The 20325-nt window shown below is 53.0% G+C and carries 18 protein-coding genes; 15 read left to right on the top strand and 3 right to left on the bottom strand.

Features of this window, described 5'->3' with window-relative positions:
• Positions 1-41 precede the first annotated feature (41 nt).
• From pepB to EC840_RS20115, 13 genes are all read left to right on the top strand, one after another.
• Positions 42-1352, top strand: a complete 1311-nt coding sequence (pepB, locus tag EC840_RS20175; protein WP_165353151.1) for an aminopeptidase PepB — start codon at positions 42-44, stop codon at positions 1350-1352.
• Positions 1353-1434: 82 nt separating this feature from the next.
• A complete protein-coding gene (gene sseB / locus EC840_RS20170) occupies positions 1435-2298 on the top strand; it encodes an enhanced serine sensitivity protein SseB (RefSeq protein ID WP_113875976.1) in 864 nt (287 codons plus the stop codon).
• 223 nt (positions 2299-2521) lie between these two features.
• Positions 2522-2947 (top strand): nucleoside-diphosphate kinase, encoded by a 426-nt coding sequence (ndk, locus tag EC840_RS20165; protein WP_013574367.1) that lies wholly within the window; start codon positions 2522-2524, stop codon positions 2945-2947.
• Between the two features lie 258 nt (positions 2948-3205).
• Positions 3206-4405, top strand: a complete 1200-nt coding sequence (locus tag EC840_RS20160) for a bifunctional tRNA (adenosine(37)-C2)-methyltransferase TrmG/ribosomal RNA large subunit methyltransferase RlmN (RefSeq protein ID WP_243701102.1) — start codon at positions 3206-3208, stop codon at positions 4403-4405.
• 100 nt (positions 4406-4505) lie between these two features.
• Positions 4506-5243, top strand: coding sequence for a type IV pilus biogenesis/stability protein PilW (pilW, locus tag EC840_RS20155; protein WP_181955543.1), 738 nt, complete (start codon positions 4506-4508; stop codon positions 5241-5243).
• Positions 5233-6231, top strand: coding sequence for a cytoskeleton protein RodZ (gene rodZ, locus EC840_RS20150; RefSeq protein WP_132966765.1), 999 nt, complete (start codon positions 5233-5235; stop codon positions 6229-6231). Before pilW ends, rodZ begins: the two co-directional genes overlap by 11 nt.
• Positions 6232-6273: 42 nt before the next feature.
• The gene (ispG, locus tag EC840_RS20145) at positions 6274-7395 is read left to right on the top strand and encodes a flavodoxin-dependent (E)-4-hydroxy-3-methylbut-2-enyl-diphosphate synthase (RefSeq protein WP_112288928.1); all 1122 of its coding nucleotides are present in this window, start codon (positions 6274-6276) and stop codon (positions 7393-7395) included.
• A 261-nt stretch (positions 7396-7656) separates the two neighbouring features.
• A complete protein-coding gene (hisS, locus tag EC840_RS20140; RefSeq protein ID WP_113875978.1) occupies positions 7657-8931 on the top strand; it encodes a histidine--tRNA ligase in 1275 nt (424 codons plus the stop codon).
• 13 nt (positions 8932-8944) lie between these two features.
• Entirely contained in the window at positions 8945-9565 is a 621-nt protein-coding gene (locus tag EC840_RS20135; RefSeq protein WP_112288926.1) for a YfgM family protein, read from the top strand.
• 11 nt (positions 9566-9576) lie between these two features.
• Positions 9577-10758: an outer membrane protein assembly factor BamB gene (bamB, locus tag EC840_RS20130; RefSeq protein ID WP_113875980.1), complete on the top strand. Its 1182-nt coding sequence runs from the start codon at positions 9577-9579 to the stop codon at positions 10756-10758.
• A gap of 210 nt (positions 10759-10968) precedes the next feature.
• Positions 10969-12453, top strand: a complete 1485-nt coding sequence (gene der, locus EC840_RS20125) for a ribosome biogenesis GTPase Der (protein WP_113875981.1) — start codon at positions 10969-10971, stop codon at positions 12451-12453.
• 66 nt (positions 12454-12519) lie between these two features.
• A complete protein-coding gene (locus EC840_RS20120; RefSeq protein ID WP_132966763.1) occupies positions 12520-13476 on the top strand; it encodes an AEC family transporter in 957 nt (318 codons plus the stop codon).
• A 12-nt stretch (positions 13477-13488) separates the two neighbouring features.
• Positions 13489-13710 (top strand): zinc ribbon domain-containing protein, encoded by a 222-nt coding sequence (locus EC840_RS20115; RefSeq protein WP_112288922.1) that lies wholly within the window; start codon positions 13489-13491, stop codon positions 13708-13710.
• 2 nt (positions 13711-13712) lie between these two features.
• Here EC840_RS20115 and EC840_RS20110 read toward each other — a convergent pair whose 3' ends face one another.
• From EC840_RS20110 to EC840_RS20100, 3 genes are all read right to left on the bottom strand, one after another.
• Positions 13713-14057 (bottom strand): protealysin inhibitor emfourin, encoded by a 345-nt coding sequence (locus EC840_RS20110; RefSeq protein ID WP_113875984.1) that lies wholly within the window; start codon positions 14055-14057, stop codon positions 13713-13715.
• Positions 14058-15092 (bottom strand): M4 family metallopeptidase, encoded by a 1035-nt coding sequence (locus EC840_RS20105; protein WP_132966762.1) that lies wholly within the window; start codon positions 15090-15092, stop codon positions 14058-14060.
• 136 nt (positions 15093-15228) lie between these two features.
• Complete coding sequence (locus EC840_RS20100; protein WP_132966760.1) at positions 15229-16311, bottom strand: LacI family DNA-binding transcriptional regulator; 1083 nt, start codon at positions 16309-16311, stop codon at positions 15229-15231.
• A 214-nt stretch (positions 16312-16525) separates the two neighbouring features.
• On the opposite strand from EC840_RS20100, the gene EC840_RS20095 reads away from it, so the two are divergent.
• Both EC840_RS20095 and EC840_RS20090 read left to right on the top strand, forming a co-directional pair.
• Positions 16526-17839: an MFS transporter gene (locus tag EC840_RS20095; RefSeq protein ID WP_113875986.1), complete on the top strand. Its 1314-nt coding sequence runs from the start codon at positions 16526-16528 to the stop codon at positions 17837-17839.
• Positions 17836-20253 (top strand): glycoside hydrolase family 31 protein, encoded by a 2418-nt coding sequence (locus EC840_RS20090; protein WP_132966758.1) that lies wholly within the window; start codon positions 17836-17838, stop codon positions 20251-20253. The genes EC840_RS20095 and EC840_RS20090 overlap by 4 nt, the downstream gene beginning before the upstream one ends.
• Positions 20254-20325 lie beyond the last annotated feature (72 nt).

Below are 20325 nucleotides of genomic sequence, written 5' to 3'. Positions count from 1 at the left end.
ATGAATATTCATTGAAGATAAAAACAATCAGGAGTCCTGTTATGAGTTCCGAAGTAACGACCAATGAAGCGATGTCCGTCTTCCTTTCCTCTGAGCCAGCTGATGCACGCTGGGGCGAAAAGGCAACACTGAGCACGGATTCCGCCGGTATGACCATTCACCTGAAAGACGGCGAGGCGCTGACGGCTATTTCCCGCGCTGCCCGCCGCATCGACGGTCAGGGCGTTAAAAACGTCAAACTGGCGGGTGAAGGCTGGGATCTCGAAAACAGCTGGGCATTCTGGCAGGGCTTCCGTGGTCCGAAAGGCACACGCAATGTTGAATGGGCTGAACTGTCTGAAGATGACGCGAACACGCTGAAACAACGTCTGAAAATTATCGACTGGGTGCGTAACACCATCAATACCCCGGCAGAAGATTTGTCTCCTGAACAACTGGCGACCCGCGCCGTTGATCTGATGTGTGAATTTGGCAACGAAAAAGTCAGCTACCGCATCACCAAAGGCGACGATCTGCGTCAGCAAAGTTATATGGGGATCCACACCGTCGGTCGTGGTTCTGACCGTCCGCCGGTCCTGCTGGCACTGGATTACAACCCGAGCGGCGACGCGGATGCCCCGGTTTATGCCTGTCTGGTCGGCAAAGGTATCACCTTCGATACCGGTGGTTACAGCCTGAAACCAAGCGCTTCCATGGATTCCATGAAAGCCGATATGGGCGGCGCAGCCACCCTGACTGGCGCACTGGCGCTGGCGGCGGCTAACGGCCTGAACAAGCGCGTAAAACTCTACCTGTGCTGCGCGGATAACATGGTCAGCGGCAACGCGCTGAAACTCGGCGATATCATCCGTTACCGTAACGGCAAAACCGTAGAAGTGATGAACACCGATGCCGAAGGCCGTCTGGTGCTGGCCGATGGCCTGATCGACGCGTCTGCGCAAAATCCTGAACTGATCATTGATGCGGCAACGCTGACGGGTGCGGCAAAAACGGCACTGGGCAACGATTATCACGCGCTGTTCAGCTTTGACGATGCACTGGCAGGTGAACTGCTGGAAAGCGCGAAAGCTGAACACGAACCGTTCTGGCGCCTGCCGCTGGAAGAGTTCCACCGTTCACATCTGCCGTCTAACTTTGCAGAGCTGAACAACATTGCCGGTCCTGCACACACTGCGGGCGCGAGCACGGCGGCGGCGTTCCTGTCTCATTTCGTCACTGAATATAAGAAAGGCTGGCTGCACATCGACTGTTCTGCGACTTATCGCAAAAGCGCAGCGGATCAGTGGTCTGCCGGTGCAACCGGTCTGGGTGTGCGTACCGTGGCTAACCTGTTGTTAGCTAAAGCGAAGTAAGTTTCAGAAAGCAATGCATACATGATGCACAACGGGGCGCTTAACGGCGCCCCGTTTTATACTACTACCGGAGTCAAGAATCATGAGTGTCCCACACGATCATCTTCCTGCTGGCGCGGCGGCTACCGACGGTGAAAACGAGCTGGAGCGTCTGCTTCGCCTGTCTGTCACCGCACCGGCATGGCGTCCGGCGTTTTATCAAACTTTGCTGGAATCCACCGTTTTTGTGCTGGGTGATGCAGGGCAGGATGACGCTGAAAAGCAGGGCAGTGTGGCGATCACCGCAGGCAGTGAACTGAATATTTTGCACTGGGAAAAGCAGGATGGCAGTTCGATCATTCCTTTCTTTTCTTCGGTTGATGTCCTGGAAAAAGCCAGTGCCGGTGAAAGCCCGGATGAACAGGCGTTTGTCGCGCTGCCTGCCCGTGTGTTGTTTGAAATGACACAAGGGGAAGAATTGTTTCTGAATCCCAAGTCGGAATACGGCAAAGAATTCACCCCAAATGAAGTCACGCTGTTGCTGAGCAATGGCGGGCTGAATGCGCCGTCGGAGCTGGTGCTGGATAAAGAAAGCCAGCTGCTGATTGGTCAGCCGGAGGAATATCCTTCCGCTATGATCGACGCGCTGACCACACTGTTCACGCAGAAAAAGCCGGTGCGCCGCGCCTTTATGGCACTGATCCATGATAAAGCCGTGGACGATCAGCCGAACCTGTTAATTGGTGTTGAGGCTGACGGTGATGAGCAGGAAATCGATGCGCTGATCCGCGAGGCGGGGAATGTGGCGAGCGAAACGTCACCCGATGATCGTCCGGTGGATTTCTGTATCGTTTCCGAAAAGGAGCGCGGTATCAGCCATTATCTGATCAGCCACACGCAGCCGTTCTACCAGCGCAAGTGGGGAAGCTGGTTACGGAACATTATTCCGTCGTCCGGTCAGGCATAGAATCAGGGGATAAAGCAGGGCAGAACGCCGTTTTGCCCTTGTTTTGTTTAAGGGAAATAGGCGGTTTAGGTTTGATAGTGAATCAATCACACATTTTTTTAATTAAATGTTGTGATTCGGGTAGGCAATCTTAACTTCGCTCCCTATAATCACCGCCATTTTACGGCAGGTATAACATTAAATTAACCGGCCCTACCTATAAAAGTCAGACAGAGGTTTTTTCATGACTATCGAACGTACTTTCTCCATCATCAAGCCAAACTCCGTAGCTAACAACGACATCGGTGCTATCTACGCACGTTTCGAACGCGCAGGTTTCACTATCATCGCGTCTAAAATGCTGAAACTGACTAAAGAACAAGCTGAAGGCTTCTACGCAGAACACAAAGGCCGTCCTTTCTTCGACGGTCTGGTTGAGTTCATGACTTCTGGCCCGATCATGGTTCAGGTTCTGGAAGGCGAAAACGCAGTTCAGCGTAACCGTGACATCATGGGCGCAACTAACCCGGACAACGCTCTGGCAGGCACCCTGCGTGCAGACTTCGCTGACAGCTTCACTGCTAATGCGGTTCACGGTTCTGACGCTGTAGAATCTGCACAACGCGAAATCGCTTATTTCTTCACCGAAAGCGAAATCTGCCCGCGTTAAGATTTTTGGGTGAGCTTTGCTGGAAGATGTGCCGCAAATTCGTAAGAATTTTGTAACAGGCGCCTACCAAACATGGCAACCGTGCCCTAAAATTTGTACAATGTTGCGCCCCGAATGAGCCAGCCTCTTCGGGGCGCAATTTATTTGCAGGCCATCTGTTTGTACTGATTGCACTATATGTAAAAGATATATGCAAAAGATACATCCGGCTCTGCACTTCCAATACGCCATAACGTGTAACAACGAGGCCATTTTTTCATGTCAGAATTCAACACGCCCGAGCAAACCTTGTCTGAGACTACCCAAGCTTCCGCAGAAGCCGTTGTCGTTGTCGCGCCTGCTGCCGCAAAAATTAACCTTCTTGACCTTAACCGCAAACAAATGCGTGAGTTCTTCATCAACATGGGCGAAAAACCGTTCCGTGCTGATCAGGTCATGAAGTGGATGTACCACTACTGCAGCGATGATTTCGAGCAAATGACCGATATCAACAAAGTGCTGCGTGAAAAGCTGGCCCGCGTTGCCGAAATTCGTGCACCGGAAGTCGCTTCAGAACAACGTTCCACTGACGGCACCATCAAATGGGCCATTCAGGTAGGCGGACAACTGGTCGAAACCGTGTATATCCCGGACGGCGACCGTGCGACGCTTTGTGTTTCTTCTCAGGTTGGTTGTGCGCTGGAATGTACTTTCTGTTCCACGGCGCAACAGGGCTTTAACCGTAACCTGCGCGTGTCCGAAATTATCGGTCAGGTGTGGCGTGCGGCAAAAATTATCGGTGCCGCGAAAGTGGCCGGTACGCGTCCTATTACCAACGTGGTGATGATGGGCATGGGCGAACCTCTGCTGAACCTGAATAACGTGGTTCCGGCGATGGAAATCATGCTCGACGATTTCGGTTTTGGTCTGTCAAAACGTCGCGTAACGCTTTCCACATCAGGCGTCGTGCCTGCGCTGGATAAACTGGGCGATATGATTGACGTCGCACTGGCGATTTCCCTGCACGCGCCGAACGACACCATTCGTGACGAAATCGTGCCGATTAACCGCAAATACAATATCGATACCTTCCTGGCAGCGGTTGAGCGCTATATTGGCAAATCTAACGCCAACCAGGGGCGCGTCACCATCGAGTACGTTATGCTGGATCACATCAATGATGGCACCGAGCATGCGCACGAACTGGCAGAGCGTCTGAAAAACACGCCATGCAAGATTAACCTGATCCCATGGAACCCGTTCCCGGGCGCGCCGTATGGCCGCAGCTCCAACAGCCGTATCGATCGTTTCTCTAAAGTGCTGATGGATTATGGCTTTACAGTTATCGTGCGCAAAACACGTGGCGATGACATTGATGCCGCGTGTGGTCAGCTGGCCGGTGATGTTATCGACCGTACCAAACGTACATTGAAGAAAAAAATGGCAGGCGAGCAACAGATTTCCGTAAAAGCCGTCTGATTCCAATGGGCTTCGCCACGGTATTCCGTCGAAGCCCGCTGTTTTATTGTCGCTGGCAGGGTAAAGGGAATTAAGCATGACAATGAAGGGCAGTGTGAAAATGTTGATAGCTGCAGGCATGTCGGTGGCTTTGCTGGCAGGCTGTTCCAGTTCACCCAAGGAGTCGCAACCGGCCAGTGGCGCAGCACAAACGCGCCTGGAGTTGGGTATGGCTTACCTGAATCAGGGGAACATGGACGCGGCAAAACAGAATTTGCAGAAAGCCGTTGACGGTGCGCCGCAGGATTATCGGACGCAGCTGGGGATGGCGCTTTACGAGCAAAAAAACGGCAATCAGAAAGCCGCAGAAAGCCGCTACCAGCAGGCGCTGAAGCTGGCGCCGCAAAATGGGACGGTGTTAAATAATTACGGTGCGTTTTTGTGTAGTTTAGGGCAGTATGTACCGGCACAACAGCAGTTTAGCGCCGCAGCTAATGCGCCTGATTACGGTCAGGTTGCTGACAGTCTGGAAAATGCAGGCTACTGTTTTCTGAAGGCCAATCAGAATGAGGAAGCGCGAGTGTTACTGAGCCGGGCATTGAAAGTTGATCCCGATAAAGGCGCACCCTTGCTGACTGAGGCAACCAAAGAATTTGGGGAAGGGAACCGCGCTCAGGCGAAACTTTTACTGGATGTATATCAACATGTTCTGCCAGCCACCGCTGAGAGTCTCATGTTGCAAATTCGATTCGCTGCGTTAGCGGGCAACCCGGATAGCGTTCAACGCTACGGTAAGCAACTTGCGCGTAGTTATCCACAATCTAAACAGTACCAGCAGTTCTTAGCCAATGAATACTGAAGCCCCTCAAGAAAATAATGCAAAACTGACAACAGGCGAACGTCTGCGTCAGGCTCGTGAACAGTTAGGTCTTAGTCATCAGGCCGTTGCAGAACGCCTGTGTCTGAAAGTCTCGACTATTCGCCAAATTGAAGAAGAAACGACGCCGGCCGATCTTGCGCCGACTTTCCTGCGTGGTTATCTCCGTTCTTATGCCAAGCTGGTTCATGTACCTGAAGAAGAATTATTAGGTCTGATCGGTAAACAAGCGCCGATCAAAGTGCCTAAAGTGGCGTCAATGCAAGGGTTCTCTCTCGGTAAGTCTCGCAAAAAACGCGATGGCTGGCTGATGGGCTTTACCTGGCTGGTGGTGTTTGTCGTGATTGGCCTGACGGGTGCGTGGTGGTGGCAAAATCATCAGGCGCAGCAGCAGGAAATCGCCACCATGGCCGATCAGTCATCGGCACAGCTGAATCAGGATAACGGCCAGGGGCAGACCATTCCTCTGGGCGATAACGCAAATTCTGCACCGACCACAGACGATACGGCTTCTGAGCCAGCGACTGCTGCAAATGCACCGCAAGCACAGAACAGCATTCCGTTGAACACAGCACCGGCGGTGACCGCCAACAGTGCGCCAGCGACGACGACTGCGCCAGCTGAACAGGCACCTGCTGCCGTTTCTACCAGCCAGCCAGCAGCCACCGCTGAAAACGGTCTGCCAACCGGCGATGCACAAACTGCTGCGGCAGCGGGTGCGGATCCACAAGCGGTCACTTTTACCTTTAAAGCTGACTGCTGGTTCCAGATTGATGACGCGTCAGGCAAAACCCTGTTCAGCGGCATGAAGAAAGGCGGTGAAACCTTCAGCGTGAAGGGCACTGCGCCGTATAAACTGAAAATCGGTGCGCCGGGTGCAGTAGATATCCAGTTCCAGGGCAAACCGGTTGATTTAAGTCGTTTTGTAAAATCAAGCCGTGTTGCGCGCCTGACCTTAGCTGCCGAGTAATCGGCAGTTTGTCAGACGATTGCAACGATGGAGAGTGAAGTAATGCATAACCAGTCACCCATTACCCGTCGCAAATCAACCCGGATTTATGTCGGCAAGGTGCCTGTAGGTGACGGAGCACCGATTGCAGTGCAATCGATGACCAACACCCGCACCACAGATGTCGCGGCGACTGTCGCACAGATCAAATCACTGGAACGCGTGGGTGTCGATATTGTTCGCGTTTCTGTGCCTACGATGGATGCAGCAGAAGCATTCAAACTTATCAAACAGCAGGTTAATGTCCCGCTGGTCGCTGATATTCATTTCGATTACCGCATTGCCCTGCAGGTTGCAGAATATGGTGTAGATTGCCTGCGTATTAACCCGGGTAACATTGGTAACGAATCCCGCATCCGCTCTGTGGTGGATTGCGCGCGCGACAAAAATATTCCTATCCGTATCGGTGTGAACGGCGGTTCTCTGGAAAAAGACATCCAGGAAAAGTACGGCGAACCCACGCCGCAGGCGCTGCTGGAATCGGCGATGCGTCATGTCGATATTCTCGACCGTCTCAACTTTGACCAGTTTAAAGTCAGCGTTAAAGCATCTGACGTATTCCTGGCCGTTGAGTCATACCGTTTGCTGGCCAAACAGATTGTTCAGCCATTGCATCTGGGGATTACGGAAGCGGGTGGCCTGCGTGCAGGTTCCGTTAAATCGGCGATTGGCTTAGGGTTGCTGCTGTCTGAAGGCATCGGCGACACGCTGCGTATTTCGCTGGCGGCTGATCCGATTGAAGAAGTTAAGGTCGGCTTTGATATCCTCAAATCCCTGCGTATCCGTTCCCGTGGTATCAACTTTATTGCCTGCCCGACCTGTTCGCGTCAGGAGTTTGATGTCATCGGCACCGTTAATGCGCTGGAGCAACGTCTGGAAGATATCATCACGCCAATGGACGTTTCGATTATCGGCTGTGTGGTTAACGGTCCGGGCGAAGCGCTGGTTTCCACTATGGGCGTGACCGGCGGTCATAACAAAAGCGGTTTCTACGAAGACGGTGTTCGTCAGAGAGAGCGCTTTGACAACAACGACATGATCGACCAGTTAGAAGCTAAAATTCGCGCCAAAGCAGCGCTGATGGATGAGAGTAAACGTATCGTTATCAATCATCTTGAAAAGTAACATCGGTTGCGGGTCATAATACTTATACCCAATAATTCGTGATGCACAAAGGCGGCAATCGAACGAATCCCGATGAGCTTACTCAGGTAAGTGATTCGGATAAGTGAAGGCGGCCAACGCATCTGCGACTCGAAGAATGACGGGTATAGACCTGCATAATTATATTGAACCCGAATGGGGTAATGGCGTCTGTGCGTTGAACCACAGCCCATAAAGCCCCTATAATCGGGTTCATTTTTTATAAAACGATAGAGAACTGACGTGGCAAAGAATATCCAGGCCATTCGCGGCATGAACGACTACCTGCCAGAAGACACTGCACTGTGGCAACGCATCGAAGGTTCGTTGAAACAGGTGCTTGGCAGCTACGGCTACAATGAAATCCGTATGCCGATTGTAGAGCAGACCCCATTGTTTAAACGCGCTATCGGCGAAGTGACCGATGTCGTGGAAAAAGAAATGTATACCTTTGAAGACCGCAACGGTGAAAGCCTGACGCTGCGTCCGGAAGGTACGGCGGGCTGCGTGCGCGCCGGTATTGAACATGGTCTGCTGTACAATCAGGAACAGCGTCTGTGGTACATCGGTCCGATGTTCCGCTACGAGCGCCCGCAAAAAGGCCGCTATCGTCAGTTTAATCAGCTGGGTGTGGAAGTCTTTGGTCTGCAAGGCCCGGACGTTGATGCAGAATTAATCCTGCTGACAGCCCGCTGGTGGCGTGCGCTGGGGATTTCCGAACACGTCGCACTGGAACTGAACTCTATCGGTTCATTGGAAGCACGCGCCAACTATCGTGACGCGCTGGTGGCTTTCCTTGAACAGCATAAAGACAAGCTGGATGAAGACTGCAAACGTCGCATGTACAGCAATCCGCTGCGCGTTCTGGACTCTAAAAATCCGGACATTCAGGCGTTATTAAACGATGCACCGGAACTCGGTGATTATCTTGATGAAGAATCAAGAGAACACTTTGCAGGTCTGTGTGAACTTTTAGAGCAGTCTGGTATCCCATATACGGTTAATCAGCGACTTGTGCGCGGTCTGGATTATTACAACCGCACCGTGTTCGAATGGGTAACTCACAGCTTAGGCTCGCAAGGTACCGTTTGTGCCGGTGGTCGTTACGACGGTCTGGTCGAACAACTGGGCGGTCGTGCAACGCCGGCCGTCGGTTTTGCGATGGGACTGGAGCGTCTGGTATTACTGGTTCAGGCCGTAAACCCGGACTTCAAAGCACCGGCAACTGTTGACGCTTACGTGATTTCTTCCGGTGCCGGAACGCAAAGCGCGGCCATGCAACTGGCTGAAAAATTGCGTGACGCGCTGCCTGAGCTGAAAGTAATGACTAACTACGGTGGTGGTAACTTCAAAAAGCAATTCGCCCGTGCAGATAAATGGGGTGCGCGCGTTGCCCTGGTATTAGGCGAAGATGAAGTTGCTAATCAGCAGGTTGTAGTAAAAGACCTGCAAAGTGGAACGCAAGAAACGCTGGCGCAGAGCGAAATCGCCGCGCGTCTGGCTTCGATGTTGGGTTAAGGAGAAGGACACTGTGGAAGTCTATACCACTGAGAATGAACAGGTTGATGCTGTACGTCGCTTCTTTGCCGAAAATGGTAAAGCGCTGGCCATCGGCGTTGTTCTGGGTATTGCAGCCCTGGGCGGCTGGCGTTTCTGGCAGAGTCACCAGGACACAGCCCTGACGGAAGCTTCTGCGTCTTTCCAGAAAGCGAATCAGTCGATGACGGGTAATAATGCGCAAGGCGTGGCCAGTCTCGAGAAGTTTGCTCAGAGCAATGACAATAATTACGGGGTGTTTGCTGCCCTGCAACTGGCTGATCATTTCGTTGAGACCAAAGATTTCGCGAATGCTGAAAAGCAGTTAGTCCAGGCGCAAGGTCAGGCTAAAGAAGACAATTTACGTTCGCTGGTGAATTTACGTCTGGCTCGTATCCAGATGCAGCAAGGCAAATTTGATGATGCACTCAAAACGTTAGATGGCGTGAAGGGTGAAGGCTGGGCGGCTATGCAGCAAGGCATCCGTGGTGATGTTCTGCTTGCGAAAGGCGATGCAAAAGGCGCACGTGAAGCCTACAGCAAAGGACTCGATTCTAAACCCTCTCAAACGCTGCAAACTATGCTGCGTATGAAATTGAACAACTTAGCCAGCTAAGGGGAACCCCGATGCAATTGCGTAAAACACTCTTGGTAGGATGGGTTTCAGTTGCCCTGCTGAGTGGCTGTTCATTGTTTAACAGCGAAGAAGACGTGGTAAAAATGTCTCCGCTGCCAAAAGTTGAGAATCAATTTACTCCGACCAAAGTCTGGAGCAAATCCGTAGGCGACGGCGTAGGCGATTTCTACTCCCACCTGCGTCCGGCCTGGCAGGACAGCACTATTTATGCTGCTGATCGTTTTGGTGTGGTTAAAGCACTCGATGCTGACAGCGGTAAAGAAAAATGGAGCGTGAATCTGTCTCAAAAGACCGGCTTCCTCTCCCGTAATATTTCAGCACAACTTTCTGGCGGCCTGACGGTCTCCGGTAGCCATGTGTATGTCGGCAGCGAGAAAGCCGTGGTGTATGCATTGAACACCACTGACGGCACCGTGGCATGGCAGACTAAAGTCGCGGGTGAGGCGCTTTCCCGTCCTGTCGTCAGCGATGGTCTGGTGCTGGTGCATACCGGCAACGGTATGTTGCAGGGGCTGAGTGAGTCCGATGGTACTATCCAGTGGACAGCTAACCTCGATATGCCAACACTTTCCCTGCGTGGCGAATCGGCTCCGGCCGTGGCGTTTGGTGCGGCTATCGTCGGTGGTGACAACGGTCGTGTCAGCGCAGTGCTGATGAAAGAAGGCCAGTTGATCTGGCAACAACGTATCTCTCAGACTACCGGTACAACTGAAATTGACCGTCTGAGCGATGTGGATACCACACCGGTTATCGTTGATGGCATTGTGTATGCACTGGCCTATAACGGCAACCTGGTGGCGATGGATCTTCGTTCTGGTCAGATCATGTGGAAGCGTGATGTGGGTTCAGTCAACGACATCATCGTTGATGGCGGCCGTATCTATATGGTTGACCAGGATGACCGCGTGATGGCGCTTGATACCCAGGGCGGTGTCAGCGTGTGGCGTCAGAGTGAATTATTGCACCGTAACCTGACAGCCCCGGTGTTGTATAATGGTTACATTGTGGTCGGTGATTCCGAAGGTTATCTGCACTGGATTAACACCACAGACGGTCGCTTTGTGGCTCAGCAGAAAGTCGACAGTGATGGCTTCCTGAGCGGACCGATTGTGGCCAGTGACAAGCTGGTCGTGCAGGCGAAAGGTGGCGAAGTTTACTCCTTCACCCGTTAATATCGCGACTTGCGTCAGGCTCTGAGATCGGTTGATCCCGGGCTTTAAAACGGCTCCTGAATTGCTCAGGGGCCGTTTCGTATTCTGAAATCTGCGTAAACGGTTTAAACCGATTGCGTTGTAACAATTTGAATTATAGTGGTTTGTATTGAAATTCTGCAGGCCCGCTATTTGCGTTTTGCACCATATTAAAAAAACTGAGGCTTCAAAATGATACCTGTCGTTGCGCTTGTAGGGCGCCCGAATGTGGGTAAATCCACTTTATTTAACCGCTTGACCAAAACGCGTGACGCGTTGGTTGCGGATTTCCCGGGGCTTACGCGTGACCGCAAGTATGGTCGTGCCGAAATTGAGGGTAATGAATTCATCATCGTGGATACCGGCGGTATCGACGGTACCGAAGACGGCGTTGAAACCCGCATGGCGGGGCAGTCTCTGCTCGCTATCGAAGAAGCGGATATCGTGCTGTTCATGGTCGATGCCCGTGCGGGTCTGATGCCTGCCGATCAGGGCATTGCCCAGCATCTGCGCAGCCGTGAAAAAGCCACTTTCCTGGTCGCCAACAAAACTGATGGTTTGGATCCGGACAGCGCCACCGGCGATTTCTACTCGCTGGGCCTTGGCGAAGTCTATGCCATCGCCGCATCCCACGGTCGTGGCGTCACGCAGCTTATCGAACACGTTCTGATCCCGTTCGTGGGCGAAAAGCCGGAAGAAGTCGAACTCACCGAAGAAGAGGCGAATGCCGCTTACTGGGCTGAGCAGGAAGGCACCGGGGATGAAATCCCTGAAGACGTGGAAGACGATTTCGACCCGCAGTCTCTGCCAATCAAACTGGCTATCGTGGGGCGTCCGAACGTAGGTAAGTCCACACTGACTAACCGTATTCTGGGCGAAGAGCGCGTCGTGGTATACGACATGCCGGGCACGACCCGTGACAGTATTTATATCCCGATGGTGCGTGACGAGCGTGAATACGTTCTGATTGATACCGCCGGTGTGCGTAAGCGCGGAAAAGTGACTGAAACCGTTGAGAAATTCTCGGTAATCAAAACCCTGCAGGCGATTGAAGACGCCAACGTGGTGATGCTGGTCATCGATGCCCGCGAAGGTATTTCCGATCAGGATCTCTCGCTGTTAGGTTTCATCCTCAATAGCGGGCGCTCACTGGTGATTGTCGTCAACAAGTGGGACGGCATGAACGAAGAAGCGCGTGCGCAGGTGAAAGACCAGCTGGAACTGCGCCTTGGTTTCGTCGATTTCGCGCGTATTCACTTCATCTCTGCCCTGCACGGCAGCGGCGTAGGTAACCTGTTTGAATCCGTGAACGAAGCCTATACCTGTGCGACCACGCGTGTAAGTACTTCCTTACTGACCCGTATCATGCAGATGGCCGCTGACGATCACCAGCCACCACTGGTTAACGGTCGTCGCGTTAAGCTGAAATATGCTCACGCCGGGGGTTATAACCCGCCAATCGTGGTTATCCACGGTAACCAGGTGAAAGATCTGGCTGATTCCTACAAACGCTATCTGATGAACTATTTCCGCCGTTCACTGAAAGTGATGGGTACGCCAATCCGCATCCAGTTCAAAGAAGGTGAGAACCCGTATGAAGGCAAGAAAAACTCGCTTTCTCCTCACCAGCAGCGTAAGCGCCGACGTCTGATGCAGCACCTGAAAAACAAATCCTAAACGAATGGGGTGCATGAAAATGTACCCCATTTTTTTGTCTTCATTTTCCCGCAAGGAGCTGGCTGGATGTTCTGGCAGACCTGGAGTTTTGCATTTGGCGTTACGATTCCCAATTTATTGATCTTGCTGCTGGGCGTGTTTTTACGCCGCACTGGCCTGATGGATGACAGTTTTAACGAGAAAGCCAGCCGTCTGGTATTCAATATCGCCTTACCTTGCCTGCTTTTTTTCAGCGTGGCACAAGGGCATGATTCCTCGGGTTCTAACTTGCCGCTCGTCATTTATGGCGGACTTGGTACCGTCGTGACTTTTTTGCTGCTGGAACTGGTGGCGATTAAGTTGGTAAAAGACCCGCGTGAGCGCGGCATTTTTGTGCAGGGCGGATTTCGAGCGAATACCGGTATTGCCGGGCTGGCTTATGCGTCGCTGGCGTTTGGCAGCGAGGGTATTGCGCTGGGGTCGATGTATCTGGCGGTCACAGTGATCCTCTTCAACGTGCTGTCCGTGATTACGCTGACCCGCAGCCTGAAAGGCGGGCAGGGCAAACGTATCGGCCTTAAACCCATCATGCATGGCATCGTCACTAATCCGCTGATTATCGGACTGGTGCTCGGGCTGGCGTTTCAGTACAGCCATTTACCGATGCCAGCGACGATTGCCAGCACCGGTGATTTTATTTCAGGTATGGCGCTGCCGCTGGCGATGTTGTGTGCCGGGGCAAGCCTTGACTGGAAAGCGATGTTCCGCAGCTCAAACGTGGCGGCCTGGTCTTCAGCCTCACGCGTGATATTTGTTCCCGCGCTGATGACTTTCGGTGCATGGCTGTTTGGCTTTCGCGATGCGGCGCTCGGCGTTATATTTCTCTTTTCCTGTACACCCACTGCGGCGGGCAGCTATGTCATGACCCGTGCGATGGGCGGTAATGCTACGCTGGCGGCCAATATTATTGCCGTCACGACGCTGGGATCATTTTTCACGACGGCTCTGGGTCTGTATTTACTGCGGACGCTGGGCGTCATTTAGAGGGGAAGTACGATGGATGCGCTCTGTCCGGTTTGCGGCCAGCCGATGAGCTGGGTAAGCGGTCACTTTCATTGTGATGCGTGCCATACCGATTATCAGCAAACGGCATTATGCCCGGATTGTCAGCAACCGTTGCAGGAACTGAAAGCCTGCGGCGCGGTGGATTATTTCTGCCAAAACGGGCACGGAATGATTTCTAAAAAACGGGTAACGTTTACCTATTCACCCTGTTGACCCTATTCGCAAGAGTGATCGTCGGGCGGAGCCTGTTTCCATAAATCCACCAGTTCTTCGGGAGTCTCGGTTTCGGGAATAATCACCACCAGACTGGCGGAATGCTCTGCCGACGCGTAATAAATCTCGAGACGGAAATAACGCTGGTCACCCCGACCGGCGTTTTCTTTTTCCTGAGCATAAGGCAGAGCTTTGTTGATGAGCTGGCAAATTTCCCGCCGTTTGTCATCACTCATACCTGAAAGCTCAACCCGTCGCGGTCCGCTGAGTTTGGGGATAAAAGCAACCCCTCCCTCACGGTAGATTTCAATTACCGTATTACTTTCCAGCGAATCTAAAGGTTTCATTTACATCACTCCAACCTGCTCCCAGGCTTCACGAACGGCTTGTGCGACTGAATCGTCAAAGCGTTTGCCCGCGTTTTTGACAGTGAGTTGAGCGAAGGCGACAAAGTCAGCATCTTTCGACAGGGATTTATCGCAGACCGTGTCATACCAGACGTAACCCGCACGTTCCCAGGCGTTACCTCCCAGTTTAGTGGCCGCCAGATAAAATGCGCGGTTAGGGATCCCCGAATTGATATGTACACCGCCGTTATCGTCACGGGTATTCACATAGCCTTTCATGTCGGCAGGCTGCGGATCTTTGCCGAGTAACGGATCGTCATAGGCCGTACCGGGGTGGGACATCGAACGCAGGCCGGTTCCATGAATGCCTTTTGCCAGCAAGTCTTCACCAATGATCCAGTCCGCTTTATCGGCGATTTGCCTGAGATGGAACTGCTTCACCAGCGAGCCAAACACGTCTGACAGGGATTCATTGAGCGCTCCCGATTGTCCGTTATAGTTCAGACCGGCTTCAGATTCAGTCACACCGTGGGAAAGTTCGTGTCCCACCACATCAATGGCGATAGTGAAGCGGTTGAAGATTTCCCCGTCGCCGTCACCAAACACCATCTGCTGACCGTTCCAGAAAGCATTCTGATACCCTTTGTCGTAGTGAACCGTGCCTAGCAACGCCAGCCCTTTGCCGTCTAGCGAATTGCGTTGGTACGCCTGCCAGAAGAAATCATAGGTCACACCAAGATAGTCATAGGCTTCATCAACAGATACATCGCCGTTACTGGCCTGACCTTCTTTACGAACCGATTCACCGGGCAGGTGCGTGGTGTTTTTGGCATCGTAAATATCACGCTCAACCTGACCCGCTTTGGCAGTCACAATCTTCTGCGGTTTCGCATAAGGCTGCGCCATTAACGTATTGACGTGGACCAGAGTCTGTTTCGCGCAACGGCGCTGAGGTTCTGAGCCGTGCTCAATAATGCGGTTGAGCATGTATGGCGGGATAACGCTGTTGTAACGCTTCGCTGAACTATGATTCATCGTGAATCTCCTTATCAAGGGTCACCCGAAGGTGAAGGCAAGGTGTTCTGACCGACTGATACTGAAAGACGGCTAATGATTAGTCATCAATGGTCAGTATAGGACTGTCGGGCGATTCGTCTGTTAAAGATAAGATTTATCTGTCCGGCTGCGGGTCATACAACGTGTGCGGATGACAGGTCACGGCGCGTCCGCTGGCTTTTCTGACTGACTCGCGCACCACCAGTTTTCCCTGTAAAAGCTGGGTGGTATGGGGCGCATCGGGTCTCAACATCCGTCGTTGCAACAGGGAAATAGCTTCAGCGCCCAGTTCATCGCGTGGCACATGCACCGCCGTCAGCGGTACGTCATGAATTTCTGCCAGATTGAATCCGTCGGTGCTGATCACACTGATATCGTCGGGTACAGAGAAACCTCGCTTTGCCAGCGCGGCGACTACGCCGGAAGCCATAAAATCCCCACCGGCCAGGATCGCCGTTGGCATCGGCTGGCCGGGCGGTAAACCATCGAGGTATTCCAGTAATGTCTGTTCGCTTTCCTGCGCGCCGAATCCTGAGGTATTCAGCAAATGCTGGCTGTCACTGAAAGTCAGATGATGGCGGGCGAACGCCTGTCTGATGCCGGTCAGGCGCAGTTCCATCGTATGACGACGCAGGCATTGTACGGTCACGATGTGGTTATGCCCCTGAGAAAACAGGTAGTCGCAGGCGAAATCGCCCATCGTCTGATGGTCCGGGCTGACGCTGTCATGGCGCATGTGCCGGTCATGGCAATTGACCAGCACGCACGGCTTGCCCATTTCGGCCGCCAGCTGATGAATATGCGGGTCGTCTATACCGACCAGCAATATGGCTTCGGTCTGAGGATCGGTCATTTTGGTGATGAACAGCGCGGCGTCGGCGTTTTCCTCCTCCAGCGCGCAGTAGCGGACACGCACTTCATGATGGGCGGTGGCAGCCAGAATGCCCTGGATCACCTTGTAGTAAAAAATATCGCTGCGTACATCAAAAGCGCGGGCGGGGGCGAAAATCAAAATGTTATTGAGCATCAGCCTGCCGGTGGAAAGACGATTGAGCACGCCCTGAGATTTGGCACACTCAAGCACGCTGTCGCGCGCCTTGCTGCTGGTGTTATTTTTTCCGGCTAAAACACGTGAAACGGTACTGATCGACAGCCCTGTCTGGTCGGCAATTTGCTGGATATTTAACTTTCCTTTCAAACTGTGATCTCCTTCAAAATCGTCCATGCAAAATTTTTCATATCAGAAGATGTGCTGCCTGTGAGCTTTTATCCTCCCTGACTTCCTCCTGCAGTTATAGCGTGAAAGCTTTTGCAAAAAATCACGTTTCACTCACAAATCCAGCTGCCTACTCTGCAGAAGTACCTCACATAACACATCATCTGCGGCCAGGCCGACGGGTGGGAGAGCGGACATGACAATTCAAATAAATACCGGGACGGCTGCGGTTGTACAACGCAGGAAAATAAAAGCCTTACGCTGGTGGATGCTGGCGCTGTTTCTCCTTGGCGTGACGGTGAACTATGTCACGCGAAATTCTCTGGGTCTGCTGGCGGCTGAACTGAAAACCAGCCTGAACATGACCACTGAACAATATTCTTACATCGTTGCGGCATTTCAGGCGGCATACACCATCTTCCAGCCTTTATGCGGCTGGCTGATTGACGTGATCGGCCTGAAGCTGGGCTTTCTGATTTGTGCCTCAATCTGGGCGGTAGTTTGCATGATGCACGCGGGTGCCGGCAGCTGGATCCAGCTTGCCGTTCTGCGCTTCTTTATGGGCAGCGCCGAGGCGGCGGCCACACCGGCCAACGCCAAAGCGATTTCTGACTGGTTTCCGCGTAAGGAACGTCCGGTTGCTGCAGGCTGGGCGGGCGTAGGCTTCTCGATTGGTGCCATGCTGGCACCGCCGATTATTCTGGTCGCACATGTGTCGTTTGGCTGGCGCGGAGCGTTTCTGTTCTGCGGTGTGCTGTCAATGCTGTGGGTTCTGTTGTGGTGGAAGTTCTACCATTCACCGGAAACGCATCCGAACTTAAGCAAAGATGAACTGGCGCTGATCCGTTCCGATAACGAACCGCAACAAACGCGACTGCCGTTTATCAAATCACTGAAAATCGTTTGTAAAAACAAGAAATTTTACGGTATCGCCATTCCGGCATTTCTGGCCGAACCCGCATGGGCTGTATTCAGTTTCTGGGTGCCGCTGTATCTCGCCAACGAACGCGGGATGGACTTAAAACACATCGTGATGTTTGCCTGGCTGCCGTTCCTGGCCGCCGATCTGGGCAGTATTGCCAGCGGCTATCTCACCACGCTGTACCGCAAAGTATTTGGCTGCACACGCATCAACTCCATTGTTGCCAGCTCTGTCACGGGCGCATTCATGATGCTGTCGCTGGCGCTGGTCGCCGTCACGCAAAGCCCGTACGCCGCCATTGCCCTGATCTCCATCGGCGGATTCGGTCATCAGGTGATTTCCTGCATGTTAAGCGCGGTCGTGGTGGAGACATTCGATAAAAGTCAGGTAGCGACGGTCAACGGTATGCGCGGTTCTTCCGCATGGATCGCCAGCTTCCTGTTTTCACTGTTGATCGGCGCAGTTGCCGACAAAATGGGTTTCAATCCGCTGTTTATCGCGATGGGTTTCTTTGATTTGATTGGCGCAGTCTTCCTGATTGCCCTGATCGCTGAACGCCGCAATCCGGCAAAAAGGGAGAGTGTATGAAGACGTTAAAACACTGGGAGCTTGCCGGGCAGGATGACGCAGGCGTGGATTTGCGCGTTGATGGCAAACATCTGTTTTCTCTGCGTGTACTGGAACAAGGTTTAGTCCGCGTATTCATTCAGCGCAACGGCGAACTGGCGCTGGATCGTACCTGGAGCATCGCGCCGCAAAATAGTACCGCACCCGAAAATAGTACCGCACCCGAAAATAGTATCGCGCCCCTGAACGATGTGCCCTGGGAAGGGCGTGACCGTCTGAGCAACGAAGGCTTTTCATTGCCGGGCTATCAGCTGGAACAAAGTGATGACCGTCTGACAGTGACCACTGACGCGCTACGTGTCACTGTTCATCAGCCATTGTGGCTGGAATGGGAATACAAAAACGAGGCGGGTGCCTGGCAACCGCTGGTGAAAGATCGTAAAACCGGCGCGTATATGCTCGGCGTGAAAAACGACGCGTCGGCGCACTATCAGCTGCGTGAGGCGCAGGACGGCGTGTACGGACTGGGAGAGAAAGCCGGCGATCTGAACCGCAGCGGTCGTCGTTTCGAAATGCGTAATCTGGATGCCATGGGCTATAACGCCGCCAGCACCGATCCGCTGTACAAACATATTCCGTTTACAATGACGCGCCGCAATGAAGTGAGTTTTGGCGTTTTCTACGACAATCTCAGCAATGTCTGGCTTGATCTCGGCAATGAACTGGATAATTACCATCTGCCCTATCGTCGTTTCAGTGCTGAAGCGGGCGATCTGGATTACTACCTGTTCATCGGGCCGACGTCACTGGGAGTCACCAAAAAGCTGGTCCGCCTGACCGGTAAAACCACTTTCGGGCCGAAATGGAGTCTCGGTTACAGCGGCTCTACCATGTATTACACCGATGCGCCGGACGCCCAGCAGCAACTGATGAAATTCATCACGCTATGTCAGCAACATGAAATTCCCTGCGATTCCTTCCAGCTTTCATCGGGTTACACCTCGATCGGCAACAAGCGTTACGTGTTCAACTGGAACTACGACAAAGTGCCGGAACCGGAAGTGATGTCGAAGGCATTTCTCGATGCAGGTATCCGTCTGGCCGCCAACATCAAACCGTGTCTGTTGCAGGATCACCCGCAGTACGGGCAGGTGGCGGAACAGGGGCTGTTTATCCGTGACAGCGAAAACAATGTGCCGGAACGTTCTGTTTTCTGGGACGACGAGGGGTCGCACCTCGATTTCACCCATCCTTCTGCAGTGCGCTGGTGGCAGAAAGGCGTAACGCAACAGTTGCTGGAAAAAGGCATTGGTTCGACGTGGAATGATAATAACGAATACGAAGTCTGGGACAGCGATGCGCGTTGCCACGGTTTCGGCAAGTCTATCGCCATCAAACATATCCGTCCGGTGATGCCGTTGCTGATGATGCGGGCGTCTTTTGAAGCGCAGCAACGTTTTGCGCCGGAAACCCGCCCGTATCTGATTTCACGTTCCGGTTGCGCCGGGATGCAGCGTTATGTGCAAACGTGGAGCGGTGATAACCGCACTAACTGGCAGACTCTGCGCTACAACACGCGCATGGGCATCGGCATGAGTTTATCCGGTTTGTATAACGTCGGGCACGATGTTGGCGGATTCTCAGGGGATAAGCCGGATGCTGAACTGTTTGTCCGTTGGGTGCAAAACGGCGTGATGCATCCGCGTTTCACCATTCATTCCTGGAATGACGATCACACCGTTAATGAGCCGTGGATGTATCCGCAGGTGACGCCGCTTATTCGCGACGCTATTCGTCTGCGATACCGTCTGCTGCCGTATTTCTACACCTTGCTTTGGCAGGCTCATGCGGATGACGAGCCGATGCTGCGCCCTACATTCCTCGATCACGAGCACGACAAAAACACCTTCGCGGAAACCGACGATTTCCTGATGGGACGTGATTTACTTGTCGCCAGCGTGGTGGATGAAGGGCTGCGTGAACGGAATGTTTACCTGCCGGATAACGGCATTGGCTGGTGCGATTTCTATACCGGCGAATGGTTTGCGGGTGGCCAGACCATCATCCTCGACGCACCACTGGACAGATTGCCGCTGCTGGTTCGCGCGGGCGCTGCACTGCCGCAATCCTGCCGTCTCGCACATGTTGATGCCAGCAAAGATGCACTGCGTGAATTGCATGTGTATCCGGCTCCGGGTCAGGCGACCTCTTCCGGCATGTTGTTTGAGGACGACGGCGAAAGCCATCGCTGGGAGCAGAATCATGCGCTGTGGCTCAACTGGGATATTTGCAGTGACGAGCAGCGAATCAATATCACGCTGACGCAGCGCGGCGATTTCAAACCTGCCTGGAAAACGCTGGATATCGTGTTGCCGGAAGGTGAAACGCGCGAAGTGTTGGTCAATGGTGTGATGTTCTGGTCTAGTAAAAGTTGACACCCCATTAAGCGGCGACCTCATATTCGTTTGGTGAAAGACCACCAAGATGGGTATGAGGTCGCCACATAT

Source organism: Rahnella sp. JUb53 (assembly GCF_004346065.1).
In the GTDB taxonomy this organism is placed as follows: Bacteria; Pseudomonadota; Gammaproteobacteria; order Enterobacterales; family Enterobacteriaceae; genus Rahnella; species Rahnella variigena.
The sequence above is the reverse complement of the archived record's forward strand: the minus strand, read 5'-3'. Positions and strand labels throughout refer to the sequence as shown.

What these genes read in the sequence shown, in the direction of transcription:
- pepB (WP_165353151.1), top strand. Translation starts at nt 42, where the DNA reads ATGAGTTCCGAAGTAACGACCAATGAAGCGATGTCCGTCTTCCTTTCC.
- sseB (WP_113875976.1), top strand. Translation starts at nt 1,435, where the DNA reads ATGAGTGTCCCACACGATCATCTTCCTGCTGGCGCGGCGGCTACCGAC.
- ndk (WP_013574367.1), top strand. Translation starts at nt 2,522, where the DNA reads ATGACTATCGAACGTACTTTCTCCATCATCAAGCCAAACTCCGTAGCT.
- EC840_RS20160 (WP_243701102.1), top strand. Translation starts at nt 3,206, where the DNA reads ATGTCAGAATTCAACACGCCCGAGCAAACCTTGTCTGAGACTACCCAA.
- pilW (WP_181955543.1), top strand. Translation starts at nt 4,506, where the DNA reads ATGTTGATAGCTGCAGGCATGTCGGTGGCTTTGCTGGCAGGCTGTTCC.
- rodZ (WP_132966765.1), top strand. Translation starts at nt 5,233, where the DNA reads ATGAATACTGAAGCCCCTCAAGAAAATAATGCAAAACTGACAACAGGC.
- ispG (WP_112288928.1), top strand. Translation starts at nt 6,274, where the DNA reads ATGCATAACCAGTCACCCATTACCCGTCGCAAATCAACCCGGATTTAT.
- bamB (WP_113875980.1), top strand. Translation starts at nt 9,577, where the DNA reads ATGCAATTGCGTAAAACACTCTTGGTAGGATGGGTTTCAGTTGCCCTG.
- der (WP_113875981.1), top strand. Translation starts at nt 10,969, where the DNA reads ATGATACCTGTCGTTGCGCTTGTAGGGCGCCCGAATGTGGGTAAATCC.
- EC840_RS20120 (WP_132966763.1), top strand. Translation starts at nt 12,520, where the DNA reads ATGTTCTGGCAGACCTGGAGTTTTGCATTTGGCGTTACGATTCCCAAT.
- EC840_RS20115 (WP_112288922.1), top strand. Translation starts at nt 13,489, where the DNA reads ATGGATGCGCTCTGTCCGGTTTGCGGCCAGCCGATGAGCTGGGTAAGC.
- EC840_RS20110 (WP_113875984.1), bottom strand. Translation starts at nt 14,057, where the DNA reads ATGAAACCTTTAGATTCGCTGGAAAGTAATACGGTAATTGAAATCTAC.
- EC840_RS20105 (WP_132966762.1), bottom strand. Translation starts at nt 15,092, where the DNA reads ATGAATCATAGTTCAGCGAAGCGTTACAACAGCGTTATCCCGCCATAC.
- EC840_RS20095 (WP_113875986.1), top strand. Translation starts at nt 16,526, where the DNA reads ATGACAATTCAAATAAATACCGGGACGGCTGCGGTTGTACAACGCAGG.
- EC840_RS20090 (WP_132966758.1), top strand. Translation starts at nt 17,836, where the DNA reads ATGAAGACGTTAAAACACTGGGAGCTTGCCGGGCAGGATGACGCAGGC.